This is a genomic window from Novosphingobium sp. PhB57 (assembly GCF_004342985.1).
In the GTDB taxonomy this organism is placed as follows: Bacteria; Pseudomonadota; Alphaproteobacteria; order Sphingomonadales; family Sphingomonadaceae; genus Novosphingobium.
The window spans coordinates 600,822-617,657 of record NZ_SMBO01000001.1; the positions used below are offsets into that span (position 1 = coordinate 600,822).

The following is a 16,836-nucleotide window of genomic DNA, read 5'->3' on the forward strand; positions in this document are numbered from 1 at the left end:
CTGCGTGCAGGGAATGCGAGGAAAAATGACGGACAGAGTTGATCGCTCGGGCCTTCGGGTCGACGCCGCACTGGCGCGTTTCGTGGAGGACCGGGTGCTGCCACCGATCGGGCAGGACGCAGCCGCCTTCTGGCCTGGATTTGCAGCGCTGCTCGCAAACCTGGCACCGCGCAACAAGGCTCTGCTCAAGCAGCGCGACGCTTTGCAGGCGAGCATCGACGCCTGGCATCTCCAGCGCGCGGGAAAGCCCATCGATCAGGCCGAATACCAGGATTTCCTGCGGGAAATCGGCTACCTCGTGCCGGAACCGGACCCGTTTTCCATTGGCACGCGCGGCGTCGATCCCGAAATCGCGACGATGGCCGGACCGCAGCTTGTCGTCCCGGCGCTCAACGCGCGCTTCCTGCTCAATGCTGCCAATGCGCGGTGGGGCAGCCTCTATGACGCGCTCTATGGGACGGACGCACTCGACGCTGCGCAGGCGCAGAGCACGGGCTACGACCCGGTTCGCGGCGCCGCCGTGATCGCGCAGGGCCGCAGTTTCCTCGACAAGGCCCTGCCGCTCTCCGCCGGAAGTTGGAGCGATCTCGACAGTCTCGACGCCTCGCTTGCCGACCCCGGCCAATATGTGGGCGTGACACAGGCGGGACGCCTATACCGCTCGAACGGGCTTGGCATCGAGATTGTCGTCGATCCGGCCAGCCAGGTCGGGCTCGCGGATCGGATGGGCATTGCCGATATCGTGCTGGAAGCGGCACTGACCACGATCGTCGATCTGGAAGATTCCGTCGCCGCAGTGGACGCGGAGGATAAGCTCGCCGCTTACACGAACTGGCTCGGCGTGATTCGCGGCGACCTGACGGAAACGTTCGAGAAGGGCGGCGAAACCCGCACCCGCGAACTCGCCGGAGACCGGACCGTCACCACGCCTTCCGGCGACGTGCTGGCACTGCCGGGGCGCAGCCTGCTGTTCGTCCGCAACGTCGGCCATCTCATGACCAACCCGGCGATCCTGCTGCCCGATGGTTCGGAGATACCGGAAGGGATCATGGATGCCGTCCTGACCAGCGCGATCTCGGCGCAGGACGTCAAGGGTTTGACGCGCTTCGGCAATAGCCGCGAGCGGTCGATCTACATCGTCAAGCCGAAGATGCACGGCCCGGAGGAATGCGCCTTCACCAACGACCTGTTCGATGCCGTCGAGGACTTGCTGGACCTGCCGCGCTACACGGTGAAAGTCGGCGTGATGGATGAGGAACGGCGCACTTCCGCCAATCTGGCGGCCTGCATCGAAGCTGTGAAAGATCGCATCGTCTTCATCAATACCGGCTTCCTCGATCGCACCGGGGACGAGATCCACACCTCGATGCGGGCAGGGCCGATGATCCGCAAGAATGCGATCAAGGGCTCCGAGTGGATTGCGGCTTATGAACGGCGCAATGTCGCCATCGGTCTGCGGCATGGCCTTTCCGGCATTGCCCAGATCGGCAAGGGCATGTGGGCCGCGCCGGACCGGATGCGCGACATGCTGGAGCAGAAGATCGCCCATCCCCGGACGGGCGCGAACACGGCCTGGGTTCCGTCCCCCACGGCTGCCACGCTTCATGCCATGCACTATCACGAGGTCGACGTCTTCGGCTTGCGCGAGGAGATGGCAGGGGCCGCGATCCCGAGCCTTGACCTGCTGCTCCAGGTTCCACTCGCGGACGGAGCCAACTGGTCCGAAGAGGAAGTGCGGGACGAACTGGACAACAATGCCCAGGGTCTGCTCGGCTATGTCGTTCGCTGGATCGACCAGGGCGTGGGCTGCTCTAAGGTTCCCGACCTCGACGATGTCGGGCTGATGGAGGACCGCGCCACGTTGCGCATATCCAGCCAGCACATGGCGAACTGGTTGTTTCACGGCGTCTGCTCGGCCGAGCAAGTGATGGATTCGCTGCGCCGCATGGCGGCCAAGGTCGACGCCCAGAATGCGGGCGACCCGCTCTACGAGCCCATGGCCGGCAACTGGGAAGGCTCATTCGCCTTCCTCGCGGCCTGCGATCTGGTGTTCAAGGGCGTGGAGCAGCCCAACGGCTATACCGAGCCCTTGCTCCATGCCTGGCGCCGTAAAAAGAAGGACGCCGTCCGCCTGCAACTTTTTGCAGAAGTCTGACTCTCGCATTAACTTTAATTTGATCTATCGGCCCCAAAGCACTATTCAAAGGATTGTTCGCTAGGGGGGCCCGGCGTTGAAGAGACATAGAATCGACCGTGCCCACGGGCACGCTATACCCGGCACACCGTCAAGCGGTGTGCCGGATGAAGGTAACACCGCCGCACAGAGCGACCCATCCAGCGTCGTGCATCTCGATGCAGCGCGCGCTGGGCGGGAAGCCGCACGTTCGGCATCCCATGCCAATGGCAACGATGAACCCTTGCCGGTGGCGCTGGCGGTCGAAGCCCTGCGCTTTCCGCGCGATCAGGGCTTGGCCGGGGCGCTGGCGTCCGATGGACGACTGGCAGGTCGCCTCGTTCAGCTGATACTGATGACGCTTGGTGCGGCTGTTGCGATTTGGGTGGTAGCCCAGCTTGTGAAGCCGGGTCTCGGCGCCGCCGAGCCCGAACAGGCGCAGGCGGGTGCGGTTCTCTCCAAAACGGGGAACCCCGGTTCGAGCGACGCCGAACGCTAGATCAGTTCGGCGTCAGTTCCCGCGCTATGCTGACGAATTCCGCCACCGATAACGTCTCGGCACGCCGTTGCGGATCGATACCGAGCCGTTCCAGGGCATCCAGCGCGCCGATCACGCCTTTCAGGCTCTGACGCAGCATCTTGCGGCGCTGGCCGAATGCGGCTTCCGTGACGCGCTCCAGCACCCGCATCGAAACGCCCTCGGGCGCCTCGCCGGGAACGACATGGACGATCGCGGACATCACCTTGGGCGGCGGCGTGAAAGCGCTGCGATGAACTTTCATCGCCAGCTTCGGTTTCGCGCGCCACTGCGCCAGGACCGCCAGGCGCCCATAAGCCGAAGTATCCGGCTCCGCGACGATGCGGCGGGCGACTTCCTCCTGGAACATGAGGGTCAGCGAGGACCACTGAGGCGGCCAGGCCTGACCCGAAAGCCAGCCGATGAACAGCGCGGTGCCGACATTGTAGGGCAAGTTGGCCACCACCGCATAAGGCCCGTCGAACAAGTCGGCGGGCGCGAACTTCGTGGCGTCGCCCTCTATGACCTTCAGTTTGCCCGGGAAGGCCGCTTCCACTTCCGCCAGGGCGGGAAGGCAGCGACGGTCCATTTCGATCGCGGTCACTTCAGCGCCGGCGCGCAGCAGGGCGCGCGTCAGGCCGCCGGGGCCGGGGCCGACTTCCAGGACTTTCCGGCCCTCGAGCCCGCCGGGAATGGCGGCGATCCGATCGAGCAACTGCTCGTCGAACAGGAAATTCTGTCCGAGCGCCTTGGAGGCCGAAAGGCCGTGCTTGGCGATGACCTCGCGCAGGGGAGGCAGTTCGGCAGTCATGCAGTGGTCTCCGGTAGGCGCCTGCGCGCGGCGCATTCCCCGGCCATGCGAAGGGCGGCGATAGTGGCTCCGGCACTGGCCACGGCCTGCCCGGCGATGCCGAAGGCCGTCCCGTGATCGGGTGAGGTTCGTACGATCGGCAGACCCAGCGTGACGTTGACGCCGGCATCGAAGTCCAGCGTCTTGATCGGCACCAGGGCCTGGTCGTGATACATGCAGAGCGCCACGTCGAATTTGCCGCGCTCATGCGCAGCGAACAGGGCGTCGGCGGGGTGCGGGCCGGTTACGACCAGCCCCTCGGCGGCGAGCGCGGCGATGGCGGGGGCAATCGTCTCGATTTCTTCCCGGCCCATGCGGCCGTCTTCCCCGGCGTGGGGATTGAGACCGGTGATGGCGAGGCGGGCCGGCGATAGCCCGAAGTCGCGGCGAAGCGCCTGCGCGACGATGCGGGCCTTGCTCTCGATCAAGGCGCGCGTGACCAGCGCGGGTACTTGCGAAAGGGCGACGTGCACGGTCAGCGGCACGGTGCGCAAGTTCGGGCCGGCCAGCATCATCACGGCATCGCCATGGGCAACGCCGCAGGCATCGGCGAGAAATTCGGTTTGGCCGGGCTGCGAAAAGCCGATTTCCGCAAGTTTCGACTTGGCGATAGGCCCCGTGACGACGGCGCCGGCCTCGCCCGCAAGGGCGAGCTGCGTGGCGCGGGTCAATGAATGGAGGGCGAGGGCCGCGCCGTTTCGATCGGGCTGGCCGAACACGGCGGCCGTATCCTCGTCGCCCAGAACCGGCAATGCGGCACCGAACACGGCGGCGGCTTCATCGGCGCTGGCAATGCGGGCTATGGGCAGTTCGAAGCCCCGGCTCCGCGCGGCCGCCTTGAGCACTTCGGCGCCGCCGACCGCGAAGAACGGCGACAATCCTGCTTCGTGCCGATCCGCCCAGGCCTGGGCAAAAAGCTCCGGTCCGACTCCTGCCGGGTCTCCCAGCGAAACCGCGAGGGGCGGCGCGCCGTTGGTATTGGCCGCCATCGGTGCCGCCCCCTTGTTCGTCAGTTGTATTCGATCACCGCATCGCGGCGAAGGTCGCGCAAGTACATCTGCGCGCGCTTGTTGACGCGGTCGTCTTCCATCTGCGCCATGACCTGCTCGAAGTTCGGGCCGGATTCGACTTGCGGATCGTCGCGGCCGCAGAGCATCAGGATGCGCACGCCCTCGGCAAGCGAGCCGAAGGGCGGCAGGGTCTCGCCGGGCGACAGGGTCAGGATCGAGGACTGGATCGGGCCGGGCAGATCGCGGGCCTTCACCTGGTCGTTGGCAACGACCTGCGCGCCGATGGTGGCGGCAACCTTTTCCACATCGCCGCAGCCTTTGGCCGTCTTGATGGTCTTGGCGAAATTCTCGGCCTTGGCATTGGCCTGCGCTTCGCTGATACCCTTGGGGAATTCCAGCGAGATCTGCTTGAGCGCCAGCACGGCATCGCGCGGATCGGCGGTGAGGACCTGGCGCTTGTCGATCAGGTAGACGATGTCGAAGCCGCCCGGAATCTCGATCGGACCGGCAAGCTGACCCGCCTGCATGTCGCGCACCGCTTCCGAGACTTCGCTCGGAAGCTGGCCGAGGCGCACCCAGCCGAGATCGCCGCCGACCGAAGCGGTCGATGCCTGCGAGTACTGGCGGGCATAGGCCACGAAGCTGCCGCCCTGGCGCAGCTGCTGCATGATCTGGTTGGCGTTGGTTGCCACCTGCTGCTGCGATTCCGGTGTGGCGGCGAGGTAGATCTCGCCCAGACGGTATTCCTCGGTGCCCTTCGACGCCTTGAGGCGGTCGATCACTTCGTTCACTTCGTCGTCGGAGACGTTGATGAACGGTTGCACATTGCGCTGAAGCAGGCGCTGCCACGAAAGTTCGCCGCGGATCTGGCGCTTCAGCGAATCCGGCGAGGAGCCGACGCGCTTGAGATAGGCGTCCATCGCCTGGGTGTTCTGGTTGAAGTTCTGCGAAGCGACGCGGGCGTAGGACTGGTCTACCTCGGCATCGTCCACCGAGACTTCGACAGCCTTGGCTTCCTGGATCTGCAGCGTTTCGTCGATCAGGTTGCGCAGCACCTGAAGGCGCAGGCGCTTCTGTTCTTCCTCGCTGATCTTGCCCTGGTTGGCGGCAAGGATCAGGGCGAGGCGCTGGTCGACGTCGGTACCGGTGATGACCGAGCCGTTTACCACCGCCGTCGCGCGGCGCAGGTTGGGATTGTCGTTACCGAAGATCTTCACATCGTCAGGAATGACGATCTCGCCCTGGGGGGCGGACTGGGCGAAAGCAGCGTGGGCCGAAAGCGTCGCCGCCACGGCGCCGCAGGCAAGAGCCGCGCGCTTGATGAACTTGTTGCGTTGGATTGCTTTCACCTTGACCTGTATCCCGTATTCGACCCGTCCGGCCGATGCCGCTCGATGGAGAATTCGCCGAGGGAGCTTCCCGGCCCTATGTCGGCACGCGGCTTAACCGAAACTGAGCACGTCCGATAGCCGCTTTGGTCCGCGGTGCCAACGCCCGCGCCTGTGCTCCTCAGCCATGACCGATTTTACCAGGCGCCGATGTTCTTGAGCGCGAAGCCCAGCTGGAATGAGTTGCCCTTCCGCGCATCGCCGAAGGTCACGTAGTCCCGCCGCCAGGTGAACGAAATCTGGAGGCAGTCGTCTTCGTAGGCCATGCCCAGGCGCGAGCGCAGGGGCTGGAACCCGTCCGAACCGTAGATCGGATCCTCGTTCTGGTCGGTCAGGTTGACCGAAGCCGACCCGAACACGGACCAGTAATTGGCAAAGGCCACGCGTCCGGCCGCGCGCACTTCCTCGCGATCCTTCAAATCCTCGATGTCCATCGAGATGTCGCGGTTCAGCTTGGTATAGCCGAGTTCGAGGTAGGTCTGGTTGTTGCCCAGAGAGATGTCGAACTCGTTGCGGCGTACCGCCAGCGTGTCCTTGTCGACACGGTAGCGGTGGATGATGTTGAAGAAATTGCGATAGCGCACTTCGGTGCGGCCGACGATGTCCGAGGTCTTGCTGGCAAGGCCGGTGCCGTCGGGCAGGATCGAGGGCTTGTTGCTGAGGCGGATCGACTGGCCGATCGTGGACTTGATGCGCCAGCGGGGGCGCTCGAACATCCAGTCGAAACCGTAGGTGAAGCGCACGCCATCCTCGAACCGATCGTAGCCGGGGAAGCGATTGAGCGCGAAGAGGTTGGAATCTTCCAGTTCGATCGCCCGCGAATCCTCGTTCGGGATCGCGAGGTTCTTGATCCTGGGCGTGGCGACGAGCTGGACGCGAGGGGTCAGCACCTGGCTGCCGCCGAAGACCTGCCCGACCAGCGGCCACTTCACGTCGACCGCCGCCAGCGCGATGCCGCGGCCTTCCCAACCCGATTGGCCGCGATAGAGCGCGGTTGTGGACAGTTCGTTTTCGTCCGAGTGGTAGACGTCGCCGCGCACGAGCCCGGTCAAGGTCACTTCCTGGCCCATGCCCGTCAGCTTGCGCAGCGACCACTGGGTGCTGGCGAAGGCGCGCTGGGTGTCCTGTCCGTCGACGCGGGTGATCCCCAGGGTGTTGACCTGGGTCTCGATCTTGCCGCCCAGCAGCGATTCGTCGAAGCGATGGCGATAGTCGAGCACCGGGAAGGCGACCGGGATCTGCCCCTGGTCGCGGCTAGACTGCAGGGTCTGCGTCGCATAGCCCGAGAACGAGAAGTAGCTGTCCTGGTCGATCCGCTCGACCTCGATCGAGGAGCGCAGGCGGTCGTCGCGCGAAATGTCGTAGCGGCGCACGAATGTGCGGTCGGTGGCGCGGCGGATCGAGGCGGTGATGCTCCAGTTCTCGTCGAGCTGGAACTTGCCGTTGGCAAAGATATAGCCGCGGAAGGCGCGTTCGCGGTTGGGATCCGGATTGCTGCTGTTGATCGGGATGCGATTGCTGGAAGTCGCATAGCCGGTGATCTGGTAGGCGCCGATGTCGGTCAGCGCGCGGTACTGGAACGAGGCCATCGGCGCTGCCTTGGTATAGGCGTGGAGCGAGCCGGTGAGATCGCGGTTTTCCGCAAGTTTCCAGTAATAGGACTGCGCGACTTCGATGCCGTTCGACGGGCTCGACCGCAAGTCGGGCACCAGGAAGCCCGAGACCGCGCCGCCGTTGGTGCTGACGGAAAGGCCCAGCAGCGGAAGCTGGACGAGGCCAAACAGTTCGAGCCGGGCATCGCTGAAGCGGACGCGATTCTGGGTCTCGCTATAGACCACCGTCTTGGCGACCACGCGCCATGTCGGTTTCTTGGGGCAGCCTTCGTCGTTCTCGACGGCGCAGCCGGTATAGGCCGCATGCTGGAGGACGACGTCGCCGTTGGCAATGCGCTCGCCCTTGCTGGCGGCGAGGCGGCCACCCTGGCGCATGACCAGCAGCAGGTTCTCCATCATGCCGGTCTTGAGCTCGTCGGTCAGCTCGACGCTTTCGGTATAGAGCTGGTTGCCGTCCTGATCGACCATGCGAACGTTGCCGTTGCCGATGATCTGGCCGGTCTTGCGGTTCCAGGTGACTTTGTCGGCGCGAACGGACTGCCGGTCCTTGCGCAGCACGACATTGCCTGTCGCCGTCACGAATTCGTCGTTCTGGTCGTATTCGACAGTGTCCGCCTCGAAGGCGATCGGCACGTTGTCGTCCGTCGACGCCGGGGGCGCGGCAGGGGCGCCTTCGATCGGCCCGGTGTCCACGGGGCGCGAAACGTCCTGCGCCCCGGCAAGCGAAGGCGGGCCGAAGGCGGCGATTCCGAGGGCCATGACGCTCAGCGAAACGGGTCGCAAGCGGCGAATGGGGGCTTGCAGCAGGGTCGGCACGGCAGGGAGCATCACTTGCCTATCGCACCGCCTGTGCCTAACTGCAATCCGCTGTTGCGGCGAAGCGCACAACATCGGCGCTCGCCCACGTGATTCAGGAGATCCCATGAATATCCAGTTCCTTGACGCTGCTGCAGCCGCCCCGGCGCGTCTCGTCGCCCGCTTCGTGAATCAGGATTCGATTCCCGCCGACATCGAGCAGGTCCTTGCCGAAGGCGCCAAGGCATCGCGTTTCGCCGGCAAGGCCGGACAGGTGTTCGAAGGCTTCGTAGAGCGTGACGGCAAAGTCGTGCGCGCGGTGCTGGCCGGTATCGGCGCGGCCGATGCGAAAGACCGCAAGGGCGCCGTGGAGCGCGCCGGTGCGGCTGTCGTCGGCAAGTACCTGACCTCGGGCGAGACGGCGCTGACCCTGGACCTGACCGGCGCGGGCCTTTCGGCCGAAGAAGCGGCCGGTGCGCTGCTTGGCGCGGTGCTGCGCGGATGGCGTCTCGACACTTACCGCACCAAGCTGGCCGACGATGCCAAGCCCAGCCTCGTGGACATCGCCGTGATCGGCGCGCCGGAAGGCACCGAGGCGGTCTGGGCGGTCGAGCAGGCGATCGTCGCCGGCGTGTCGTTCACGCGCGAATTGGTGACCGAGCCCGCCAACGTGATCTATCCCGAATCCTTCGTCGCGCGCTGCGAGGCGAAGTATGCAGGCAGCGGCCTCAAGGTCCGCGTGCTCGACGAGAAGGAAATGGCCGACCTCGGCATGGGTTCGCTTCTCGGCGTGGCCCAGGGCTCGGTGCGTCCCGCGCGCCTGCTCGTGCTGGAGTGGCTGGGCGGAACCGCGGGTGAAGCGCCCGTGGCTTTCGTCGGCAAGGGCGTGACGTTCGACACCGGCGGCATCTCGATCAAGCCGGCAGCCGGCATGGAAGACATGAAGTGGGACATGGGCGGCGCCGGTGCGGTGGCCGGCACCATGCTCGCGCTCGCGCTGCGCAAGGCCAAGGCCAATGTGGTCGGCGTCTGCGGCCTTGTGGAAAACATGCCCGACGGCAATGCCCAGCGCCCCGGTGACGTCGTCACCTCGCTCTCGGGCCAGACCATCGAAGTGATCAACACCGACGCCGAGGGCCGCCTGGTTCTCTGCGATGCGCTCACTTGGGTGCAGCGCGAATACAAGCCGGCCAAGGTCGTCGATCTCGCCACGCTGACCGGCGCCATCATCCTGTCGCTGGCGCATGAATATGCGGGCCTTTTCTCGAACAACGACGAACTCGCCGGCCAGCTCAACGCAGCGGGCGACGCTTCGGGTGACCGCCTGTGGCGCATGCCGATGGGCCCGAACTACGACAAGATGATCGACAGCCCGATCGCCGACATCAAGAACGTCGGCCCGCGCTTCGGCGGCTCGATCACGGCGGCGCAGTTCCTGCTGCGCTTCATCGAGAACGACACCCCCTGGGCCCACCTCGACATTGCCGGCACCGTCTGGACCGACAAGCCGGGCGCGACCTGGGACAAGGGCGCTTCGGGCTTCGGCGTCCGCCTGCTCGACCGTTTCGTTCGCGACACCCTCGAAGCGTAAGGCAAAGGCGAAGCGTAAGGCAAAGGCGGGGACACGGCGATGCGCGTGGATTTCTACCAGCTCAGTCGTGACCCCGCAGAAAGCGCGCTTGCGCTGATCGCCGGCAAGGTGGCGGGGAATGGCGAGCGTCTGCTCGTCGTTTCCGCCGACCTCGGCCAGCGCCAGCGGATCTGCCAGGCGCTCTGGTCGGCCGGGCCGGAGAGTTTCCTGGCCAACGGCTTCGCGGGCGACGGCAGCGAGGATCGGCAGCCGATCCTCATTTCCGACGCGCCCGAACCGGCCAATGGCGCCAGGTTCATGGCCATTGCCGATGGCCAGTGGCGGGAAGGGGACGAGGCTTTCGAGCGCACCTTCTTCCTGTTCGACGAATCGACGCTCCAGCACGCGCGCGACACCTGGCGCGCACTGCGCGGCAGAGAAGGCGTCGAGCACTATTACTGGAAGCAGGACGGCGGCCGCTGGGTCCAGGCGGGGTGATCCCGAGCCGATAGGCTCTCGCGCCGAAGTTGATCCGGAACGACCGTAAGTTAATCGCCTGCACCTTGCGATGAAGCCGGTTCCCGGCTAGTGGCGCGCGCAAGAACCATAACCCTTTTCGCCCTACAGTTTGCAAGGAACATCCCATGGCGGTTACCCGCACCTTTTCGATCATCAAGCCCGACGCCACCCGCCGCAACCTGACCGGCGGCGTGACCAAGATGCTCGAGGAAGCCGGCCTGCGCGTCGTCGCCTCCAAGCGCATCCAGATGACGCAGGAACAGGCTGAAGGCTTCTACGCCGTCCACAAGGAACGTCCCTTCTTCAACGACCTCGTCTCGTTCATGATCTCGGGTCCCGTGGTCGTGCAGGCGCTCGAAGGTGAAGACGCCGTGAAGCGCAACCGCGACGTGATGGGCGCCACCAATCCGGCCGACGCTGCCGAGGGCACCATCCGCAAGACCTTCGCCGAATCGATCGAAGCCAACTCGGTCCACGGTTCGGACTCGGACGAGAACGCCGCGATCGAGATCGCCTACTTCTTCAAGCCGGAAGAACTCGTCGGCTGAAGCACGCGCTTCGATTGACATTGAAAAGGCCGCCCCAAAAGGGCGGCCTTTTTGTTTCGGGCTTGCCGAACCGCCAGAAAACCAAGGTTCCCGGTCGCAATCGCACCAGCGGCGGAGGTTTGTGCTTTTCGATTTGGCCTATTCCGCTTCTGCGCTAGATTGCCGCACGGAAGAGGAGAGCAGACATGCAGGGCATGGGCGATACGGGCGAAGTCTGTCCGTTCGAGTTCAATTTCGACGAGAAGACCTTCAAGGTGGGCGACACCGTGAGCTACCGCGTGGGCGGCAGTCTCGAAGGGTTTCCTTTCGTCGGCACGCTGATCGAAGTCCATGACGATTATGTTCTGATCGCGGGGGATCCTCAGGAACCCGAGAAGCGTTACCGGGGCACGCGCGAAAGCCGGCCGCAAGTCGACTATTCCGAAATCTGATGAACCCGAATTCCGAGGGGCCGCCGCTGCCTTGATCTGGCGCAAGACGGGTTCGGACGAGGGAGACTAGGTCAGGAACACGCCTTCATTCGTTTCGAATCAAGAGGAGAGCCGATGTCACAGGTCCATGGTCACAAGCCCCACGATCTTGCCTCCGAGTTTCCGGACGATCTCGAGATCCTGCGCCATCTCAAGGCGACCCGCGGGCACTTTGCCGTGCTTGCCGACCGCTATGACGAAGTGAACGGCGCGATCCAGCGCGTCGAATCGGAGGTCGAGGCCGCGTCGGACATGCGGCTGGAGGAACTCAAGAAGGAGCGCCTCTGTCTGCTCGACCAGCTTGGCCGGATGATCCGCGATGCAGGGGCGGTGGGCGCCTGAGTTCAGGTCGCAGCGGCTCTTGCCGGAGCCTTCGAAGGATCAGAACTGGTCGGCCGCGTCGATCAGGGCGGTCAGTTTCTTCGGTGCGATCGCCCGCCAGGAACGCGCCAGCCATCCGCCGATGGCATCCCAGTCGTTCTGGCCAAGGTCCAGGCGGATGCCGATCCAGCCGTCGCCGAAATAGGCCGGGCGGAAATAGCGGTCTTCGTCCCCCTCGATCAGCATCGCCTGTTCGTCGGGACCGCTGATCTTCACCAACAGCCCCGTGCGCCCGTCGGCGTGGTGATTCGACGTAAAGTAAGCGAACTTCTTGCCCTTGATCACGCCGAAGCAGGGCATGCCATGGCTCTGGATCTCATCGGCTTCGGGCAGGGCCATGGCGCGTTCGCGAATGCGTTCGAGCAGCCATTCCGGGCTCGATTCGCGCACGACCAGAGCGGCCAGGCAACGCGAGTAGAGTTGGTGTTCCGCGATCAGCACACGGGAGGCGAGCGCCTCTGCCGTGTCGCCCGGAACGATCGCGACCGGAATCTGGCCTAGGATCGGGCCTTCGTCCAGCTCGGGAATGACCAGGTGGACGCTGACTCCGCCATGGCTGTCCCCCGCCTCGATGGCGCGCTGGTGGGTGTGGAGGCCGGTGTATTTCGGCAGGAGCGAGGGGTGGATATTGACCATCCGGCCGCTCCACCGGCCCACGAATCCCTCGGTGAGGATGCGCATGTAGCCCGCGAGTGCGACCCATTGGGCGCCGGATTCGCGGATCGCCGCGTCCATCGCTGCGTCATGTTCGTCGCGGCTGAGACCCTTGTGGCTCAGCGCGAAAGTGGCGACGCCCTCGGCCGCTGCCAGGGCGAGGCCGCCCGCATCCGGCCTGTTGCTGGCGACGAGGACGATCTCGTAGGGACAGTCCTCGGCGCGGCTGGCATAGAGCAGGGCGGCCATATTGGTGCCGCTGCCCGATATCAGGACGGCGACCTTTGCCTTCTCAGGCAAGATGGACGGCCTCCCAGTCCTCGCGCGCGGACCAGACTTCGGCGGCGCCCTGCACGGTGCAGCCCTTGTCGCCTTCCTCGATGATGCCGATGACGAAGACGGTTTCGCCGGCGGCTTCCAGTTCGGTCTTGAGCGCGGCGGCTTCCTCGGCCGGCACGGCCAGAACCATGCCGATGCCGCAGTTGAAGGTGCGAGCCATTTCTGCCGGCTCGATATGGCCCTGGGCCTGGAGGAAGGACATCAGGCGCGGCTGCTCCCAGGCACCGGCATCGATGCGGGCATGGAGACCCTTGGGCAGGACGCGCGGGATGTTCTCAAGCAGGCCGCCGCCGGTGATGTGGGCAAGGGCGTTGATGCGGCCCGAGCGAATGAAGGGCAGCAGGCTCTTAACGTAGATGCGCGTAGGCGCGATCAGCGCGTCGATCAGCAGCGTGTCCGAATCGAACAGCGCCGGACGGTCGAGCTTCCAGCCCTTGTCCTCGGCCAGGCGGCGGACCAGCGAGTAACCGTTCGAGTGCACGCCCGAGGAAGCCAGGCCCAGCAGCACGTCGCCATCGGCTACCTTGTCTCCGTTCAGCTGCTCGCCGCGCTCCACGGCGCCGACGCAGAAGCCGGCAAGATCGTAGTCGCCGGCGGCATACATGCCCGGCATTTCCGCGGTCTCGCCGCCGATCAGGGCGCAGCCGGAGATGCGGCAACCGTCGGCAATACCGGCCACGACGCGCTCGGCGACGCCGTTCTCCAGCTTTCCGGTGGCAAAATAGTCGAGGAAGAACAGGGGCTCCGCGCCCTGGACGATAAGGTCGTTCACGCACATGGCGACAAGGTCGATACCGATGTGGTCGTGGCGATCATGATCGATGGCGAGCTTGACCTTGGTGCCCACGCCGTCGTTGGCGGCGACCAGCAGCGGGTCCTTGTAGCCGGCCGCGCGCGGATCGAAGAAACCGCCGAAGCCTCCCAGCTCCGCATCGGCGCCGGGGCGCGCGGTGGATTTCGCGAGCGGGGCGATGGCCTTCACCAGCGCGTTGCCGGCGGCGATGGAGACGCCGGCCTGCTCGTAGGAATAGCTCTTCGGGGTGTTATCGTCGGACATTGCGCGCGCATAGTGCGCAAACGCCCTGCTGTCACGCCCGAGGCGCGAATCCGGGCAACAAATCGGGCGGAAACTTTGTCTCCCGCATTCTTTGACGGCCTTTGTCGGCAGGCTTCCGCCAATTTGCGCATCGCTCGGCAATACAACTGTGCGAGCCTTCGGATTACGACTTGGTTTTCCGGATCGGTTTGGGCAAAAGGCCCATCGGTTTGATGATGGCGATAGCGTTTTCCCATAATATCCGGCGCGTGGCCGGCAAGGGCCTCACCTGGGGCCTGGCCTTGACCCGTTCGTGCGGCTCCGGCGACGGTTCGGTGCGCCGTATGGCCCTCATGGCCGGCGGTGCCGCGATTCTCGCTGCGGGCGCGGTGGGCGGCTATCGACTCGTGGCGCAAGTGGAGGGCGATCGCGGCATCGCTCCGCTCGCCAACTCCGAAGACATCCAGGTCAACGGCATCAAGGTCGACGTTACCGCCAAGACCGGTGCGGATGCGCGCCTGGAAGGCTGGAAGCAGGCCGAGAAGGAAGCCTGGAAGAAGCTCGGCGGACCGGACATGCCGGTCGAATCGATCGACGCCATGGTTTCCTCGGTCGTCATCGGCCAGGAACAGGTCGGCCCGCGGCGCTACATAGCGACGCTGGGCGTCATCTTCAGCAAGGCGCGCGCAGGACAATATGTCGGCGCGGGCGGGGCGACGATCCGTTCGGCGCCGATGCTGGTGCTTCCCGTGCTCTATTCGGGCGGCGTGCAGCAGGTATTCGAGGTGCGCGGCCCCTGGCAGCGTGCCTGGGCCGAATTCCAGGCTTCGCAGAGCCCCATCGATTACGTCCGCCCGGTGGGCGCGGGCGGAGAATCGCTGATCCTCACGGCGGGGCAGGCATCGCGCCGCAGCCGTCTGTGGTGGCGCAATGTTCTCAACCAGTTCGACGCTGCCGATGTGCTGGTGCCCTATGCCCGGCTCGAACGGCAATGGCCCGGTGGTCCGATCCACGGCACCTTCACGGCGCGCTACGGCCCCGACAACACGTTCCTCGGCACGTTCGAACTCGATGCTGCCAGCGAGCAGGAACTTCCGGCCATGCTGGACAAGGCGGTCCAGCGTATGGACGGCCTCTATCGCGATGCGCTTTCCGGGGGCGAGTTGCGACCCGATGCCACGCTGACGACCAGCGGGCAGGTGCTTGACCGCGCCTTCGCCGAACTGCGCCAGAAGCTGATGCCCAAGGGCGGAGACGCCTTCGCGCCGCTGCCTCTTCCGTTGCAGACGGAGGCGCCCGCCGCGGTGCCGTCGCTGGCGCCCACGGCCCCGGTCGAGACCGTTTCGGTACAGTTCGCCTCGCCTGACGCGGCGGCTGTCGATGCGGCGCTCGCGGCGGTTCGCGGTGTGCCGGGCGTGCGCGGCGCAGCCACGGTCAGCCTGGCCGTCGGCGGCACTTCAGTGATGCGCGTGACCGTCGAAGGCGGCGGCGAGCGGCTCGCTTCGGCTCTGCGCGGGCAGGGCTGGAAGGTGACGAGCGGCGGCGGCGCGCTGAGGATCACGCGCTAGGTCCTCCCGGTGATGAAGCAGATCGCACTTCCGCTGTCGGCCGCGAGCGACAGCCCGCCGCGCATTGTCGTCGGCAATGCCAACGCACAGGCGATCGATGCGCTGTTGGAGCCGGGCACCTGGCCGTTTCACAGCGCCATCCTGTCCGGTCCCCCGCGTTCGGGCAAATCGCTGCTGGCGCGCTGGTTCGTCGAATCGGGCCATGGCGACGCCCTCGACGACGCCGACCGCCTGGATGAGGACATCGTCTTCCACAGCTGGAATCGCGCCCAGGAACGCGCGCGGCCTCTGCTGATCATTTCCAGTCGGCGGCGCGGTTCGGGCGAGGATCGCTGGCAGGTGACTTTGCCGGACCTCGGATCGCGGCTCGGCGCGGCGCTGGAACTGGAAATCGGAGCGCCCGATGCGGAAATGCTGGGCGAATTGATCGACGTCCATGCCCAGATGCGCGGGCTGTCTCTGGATCCTTCTGCAACCGACTATCTTGTACCGCGTTGCGAACGTAGCCATGTGGGCGTCGAAAAACTGGTCGCCGCCATCGACCGTCTCAGTCTGGAGCGCAAGCAGCCGCCGACCCTGGCGATCTGGCGTGAAGCGCTTTCCGAGTTGAAGTGGACGATGGACCTCAACGGCGACGAGCCGAAAGCCTCATGACCTCATGGCTTGCTTTGCGGGCCGATTGATGGGAGATTCGCGCGATGCTGGGTAATCTGGTCCGCTATCTGGACTCTGTGGTCGCGCGTGATCCCGCGCCGCGATCGCGTTGGGAAGTCCTGCTCTATCCGGGCGTATGGGCGCTGTTCTTCCACAAGATCGCGCACCGTCTGTTCCGGGCGGACCTGTTTTTCCTGGCCCGCGTGGTGAACCACATTTCGCGGTTCCTGACCGCCATCGACATTCACCCCGGTGCCACGATCGGCCGTAACTTTTTCATCGATCATGGTTTCACCGTGATCGGGGAAACCGCCATCATCGGCGACAATGTGACGATCTACCAGTGCGTGACGCTCGGCGGCTCGAACCCGACGAACGGCAAGGGCGGCAAGCGGCACCCGACCTTGCTGGACAATGTGATCGTCGGCTCCGGCGCACAGATCATCGGTCCGGTCACGGTGGGCAAGCGCGCCCGCGTGGGTGCCAGTGCTGTCGTTACCGAAGACGTGCCGGAAGGTGCGACCATGATCGGCGTCAAGGCGCGCTCCACGCTCGTCAAGGCGGAGACTTACGCCAAGGAATTCATGCCTTATGGCACGCCCTGCAAGGAACCGTGCGAGCCGGTGGGCAGCCAGCGAGTGGACGAACTGGAAGAGCAGGTCGCGGCGCTCCGGGCGCAAGTGGACACGCTGCTGCACCGCCTCGAAGAGGAAAAGCAAGTCGAACCGGCCGTGAAGGGTGTCTGACGGGC

At 65.3% G+C, this 16,836-nt stretch carries 16 protein-coding genes; 10 read left to right on the forward strand and 6 right to left on the reverse strand.

Translation table 11 applies throughout. The features are described 5' to 3' along the window. Positions 1-25: 25 nt before the first annotated feature. The gene (locus tag EDF58_RS02650; protein WP_132262425.1) at positions 26-2,155 is read left to right on the forward strand and encodes a malate synthase G; all 2,130 of its coding nucleotides are present in this window, start codon (positions 26-28) and stop codon (positions 2,153-2,155) included. A 187-nt stretch (positions 2,156-2,342) separates the two neighbouring features. Beyond that, positions 2,343-2,672: a hypothetical protein gene (locus EDF58_RS02655; RefSeq protein ID WP_165921318.1), complete on the forward strand. Its 330-nt coding sequence runs from the start codon at positions 2,343-2,345 to the stop codon at positions 2,670-2,672. A gap of 1 nt (position 2,673) precedes the next feature. Here the strand turns inward: EDF58_RS02655 and rsmA are convergent, their stop codons facing one another. From rsmA to lptD, 4 genes are all read right to left on the reverse strand, one after another. Continuing rightward, positions 2,674-3,501 carry a 16S rRNA (adenine(1518)-N(6)/adenine(1519)-N(6))-dimethyltransferase RsmA gene (gene rsmA / locus EDF58_RS02660; protein ID WP_132262429.1) on the reverse strand — a complete coding sequence of 276 codons (828 nt, stop codon included), beginning with the start codon at positions 3,499-3,501 and terminating at the stop codon, positions 2,674-2,676. Beyond that, positions 3,498-4,529 carry a 4-hydroxythreonine-4-phosphate dehydrogenase PdxA gene (pdxA, locus tag EDF58_RS02665; RefSeq protein ID WP_132262431.1) on the reverse strand — a complete coding sequence of 344 codons (1,032 nt, stop codon included), beginning with the start codon at positions 4,527-4,529 and terminating at the stop codon, positions 3,498-3,500. Before pdxA ends, rsmA begins: the two co-directional genes overlap by 4 nt. 20 nt (positions 4,530-4,549) lie before the next feature. Further along, complete coding sequence (locus EDF58_RS02670) at positions 4,550-5,899, reverse strand: peptidylprolyl isomerase (protein ID WP_132262433.1); 1,350 nt, start codon at positions 5,897-5,899, stop codon at positions 4,550-4,552. 176 nt (positions 5,900-6,075) lie between these two features. Next, complete coding sequence (gene lptD, locus EDF58_RS02675) at positions 6,076-8,379, reverse strand: LPS assembly protein LptD (RefSeq protein WP_132262435.1); 2,304 nt, start codon at positions 8,377-8,379, stop codon at positions 6,076-6,078. 94 nt (positions 8,380-8,473) lie between these two features. Between lptD and EDF58_RS02680 the strand changes: the two genes are divergently transcribed. The 5 genes from EDF58_RS02680 to EDF58_RS02700 all read left to right on the forward strand — a co-directional run bounded on the left by EDF58_RS02680 (position 8,474) and on the right by EDF58_RS02700 (position 11,795). Beyond that, positions 8,474-9,937, forward strand: a complete 1,464-nt coding sequence (locus tag EDF58_RS02680) for a leucyl aminopeptidase (RefSeq protein ID WP_132262437.1) — start codon at positions 8,474-8,476, stop codon at positions 9,935-9,937. Positions 9,938-9,976: 39 nt separating this feature from the next. Continuing rightward, entirely contained in the window at positions 9,977-10,414 is a 438-nt protein-coding gene (locus tag EDF58_RS02685; protein WP_132262439.1) for a DNA polymerase III subunit chi, read from the forward strand. 146 nt (positions 10,415-10,560) lie between these two features. Continuing rightward, positions 10,561-10,983, forward strand: a complete 423-nt coding sequence (gene ndk, locus EDF58_RS02690; RefSeq protein WP_132262441.1) for a nucleoside-diphosphate kinase — start codon at positions 10,561-10,563, stop codon at positions 10,981-10,983. A gap of 185 nt (positions 10,984-11,168) precedes the next feature. Then, the gene (locus EDF58_RS02695) at positions 11,169-11,414 is read left to right on the forward strand and encodes a hypothetical protein (RefSeq protein ID WP_132262443.1); all 246 of its coding nucleotides are present in this window, start codon (positions 11,169-11,171) and stop codon (positions 11,412-11,414) included. A 114-nt stretch (positions 11,415-11,528) separates the two neighbouring features. Continuing rightward, the gene (locus EDF58_RS02700) at positions 11,529-11,795 is read left to right on the forward strand and encodes a DUF465 domain-containing protein (RefSeq protein WP_132262445.1); all 267 of its coding nucleotides are present in this window, start codon (positions 11,529-11,531) and stop codon (positions 11,793-11,795) included. Positions 11,796-11,834: 39 nt separating this feature from the next. Here the strand turns inward: EDF58_RS02700 and purN are convergent, their stop codons facing one another. Next, positions 11,835-12,788, reverse strand: a complete 954-nt coding sequence (gene purN / locus EDF58_RS02705; RefSeq protein WP_132262447.1) for a phosphoribosylglycinamide formyltransferase — start codon at positions 12,786-12,788, stop codon at positions 11,835-11,837. Continuing rightward, complete coding sequence (purM, locus tag EDF58_RS02710) at positions 12,781-13,884, reverse strand: phosphoribosylformylglycinamidine cyclo-ligase (protein WP_132262449.1); 1,104 nt, start codon at positions 13,882-13,884, stop codon at positions 12,781-12,783. Before purM ends, purN begins: the two co-directional genes overlap by 8 nt. A gap of 215 nt (positions 13,885-14,099) precedes the next feature. Between purM and EDF58_RS02715 the strand changes: the two genes are divergently transcribed. From EDF58_RS02715 to epsC, 3 genes are read left to right on the forward strand one after another with little or no spacing between them, the layout of a single operon-like run. Beyond that, the gene (locus tag EDF58_RS02715) at positions 14,100-15,431 is read left to right on the forward strand and encodes a heavy-metal-associated domain-containing protein (RefSeq protein WP_132264062.1); all 1,332 of its coding nucleotides are present in this window, start codon (positions 14,100-14,102) and stop codon (positions 15,429-15,431) included. A 12-nt stretch (positions 15,432-15,443) separates the two neighbouring features. After that, on the forward strand, positions 15,444-16,085 hold the full coding sequence (locus EDF58_RS02720) for an ATPase (RefSeq protein ID WP_132262451.1): 642 nt from the start codon (positions 15,444-15,446) through the stop codon (positions 16,083-16,085). A 44-nt stretch (positions 16,086-16,129) separates the two neighbouring features. Beyond that, positions 16,130-16,831 (forward strand): serine O-acetyltransferase EpsC, encoded by a 702-nt coding sequence (gene epsC / locus EDF58_RS02725; RefSeq protein WP_132262453.1) that lies wholly within the window; start codon positions 16,130-16,132, stop codon positions 16,829-16,831. The last annotated feature ends 5 nt before the right edge of the window (positions 16,832-16,836 follow it).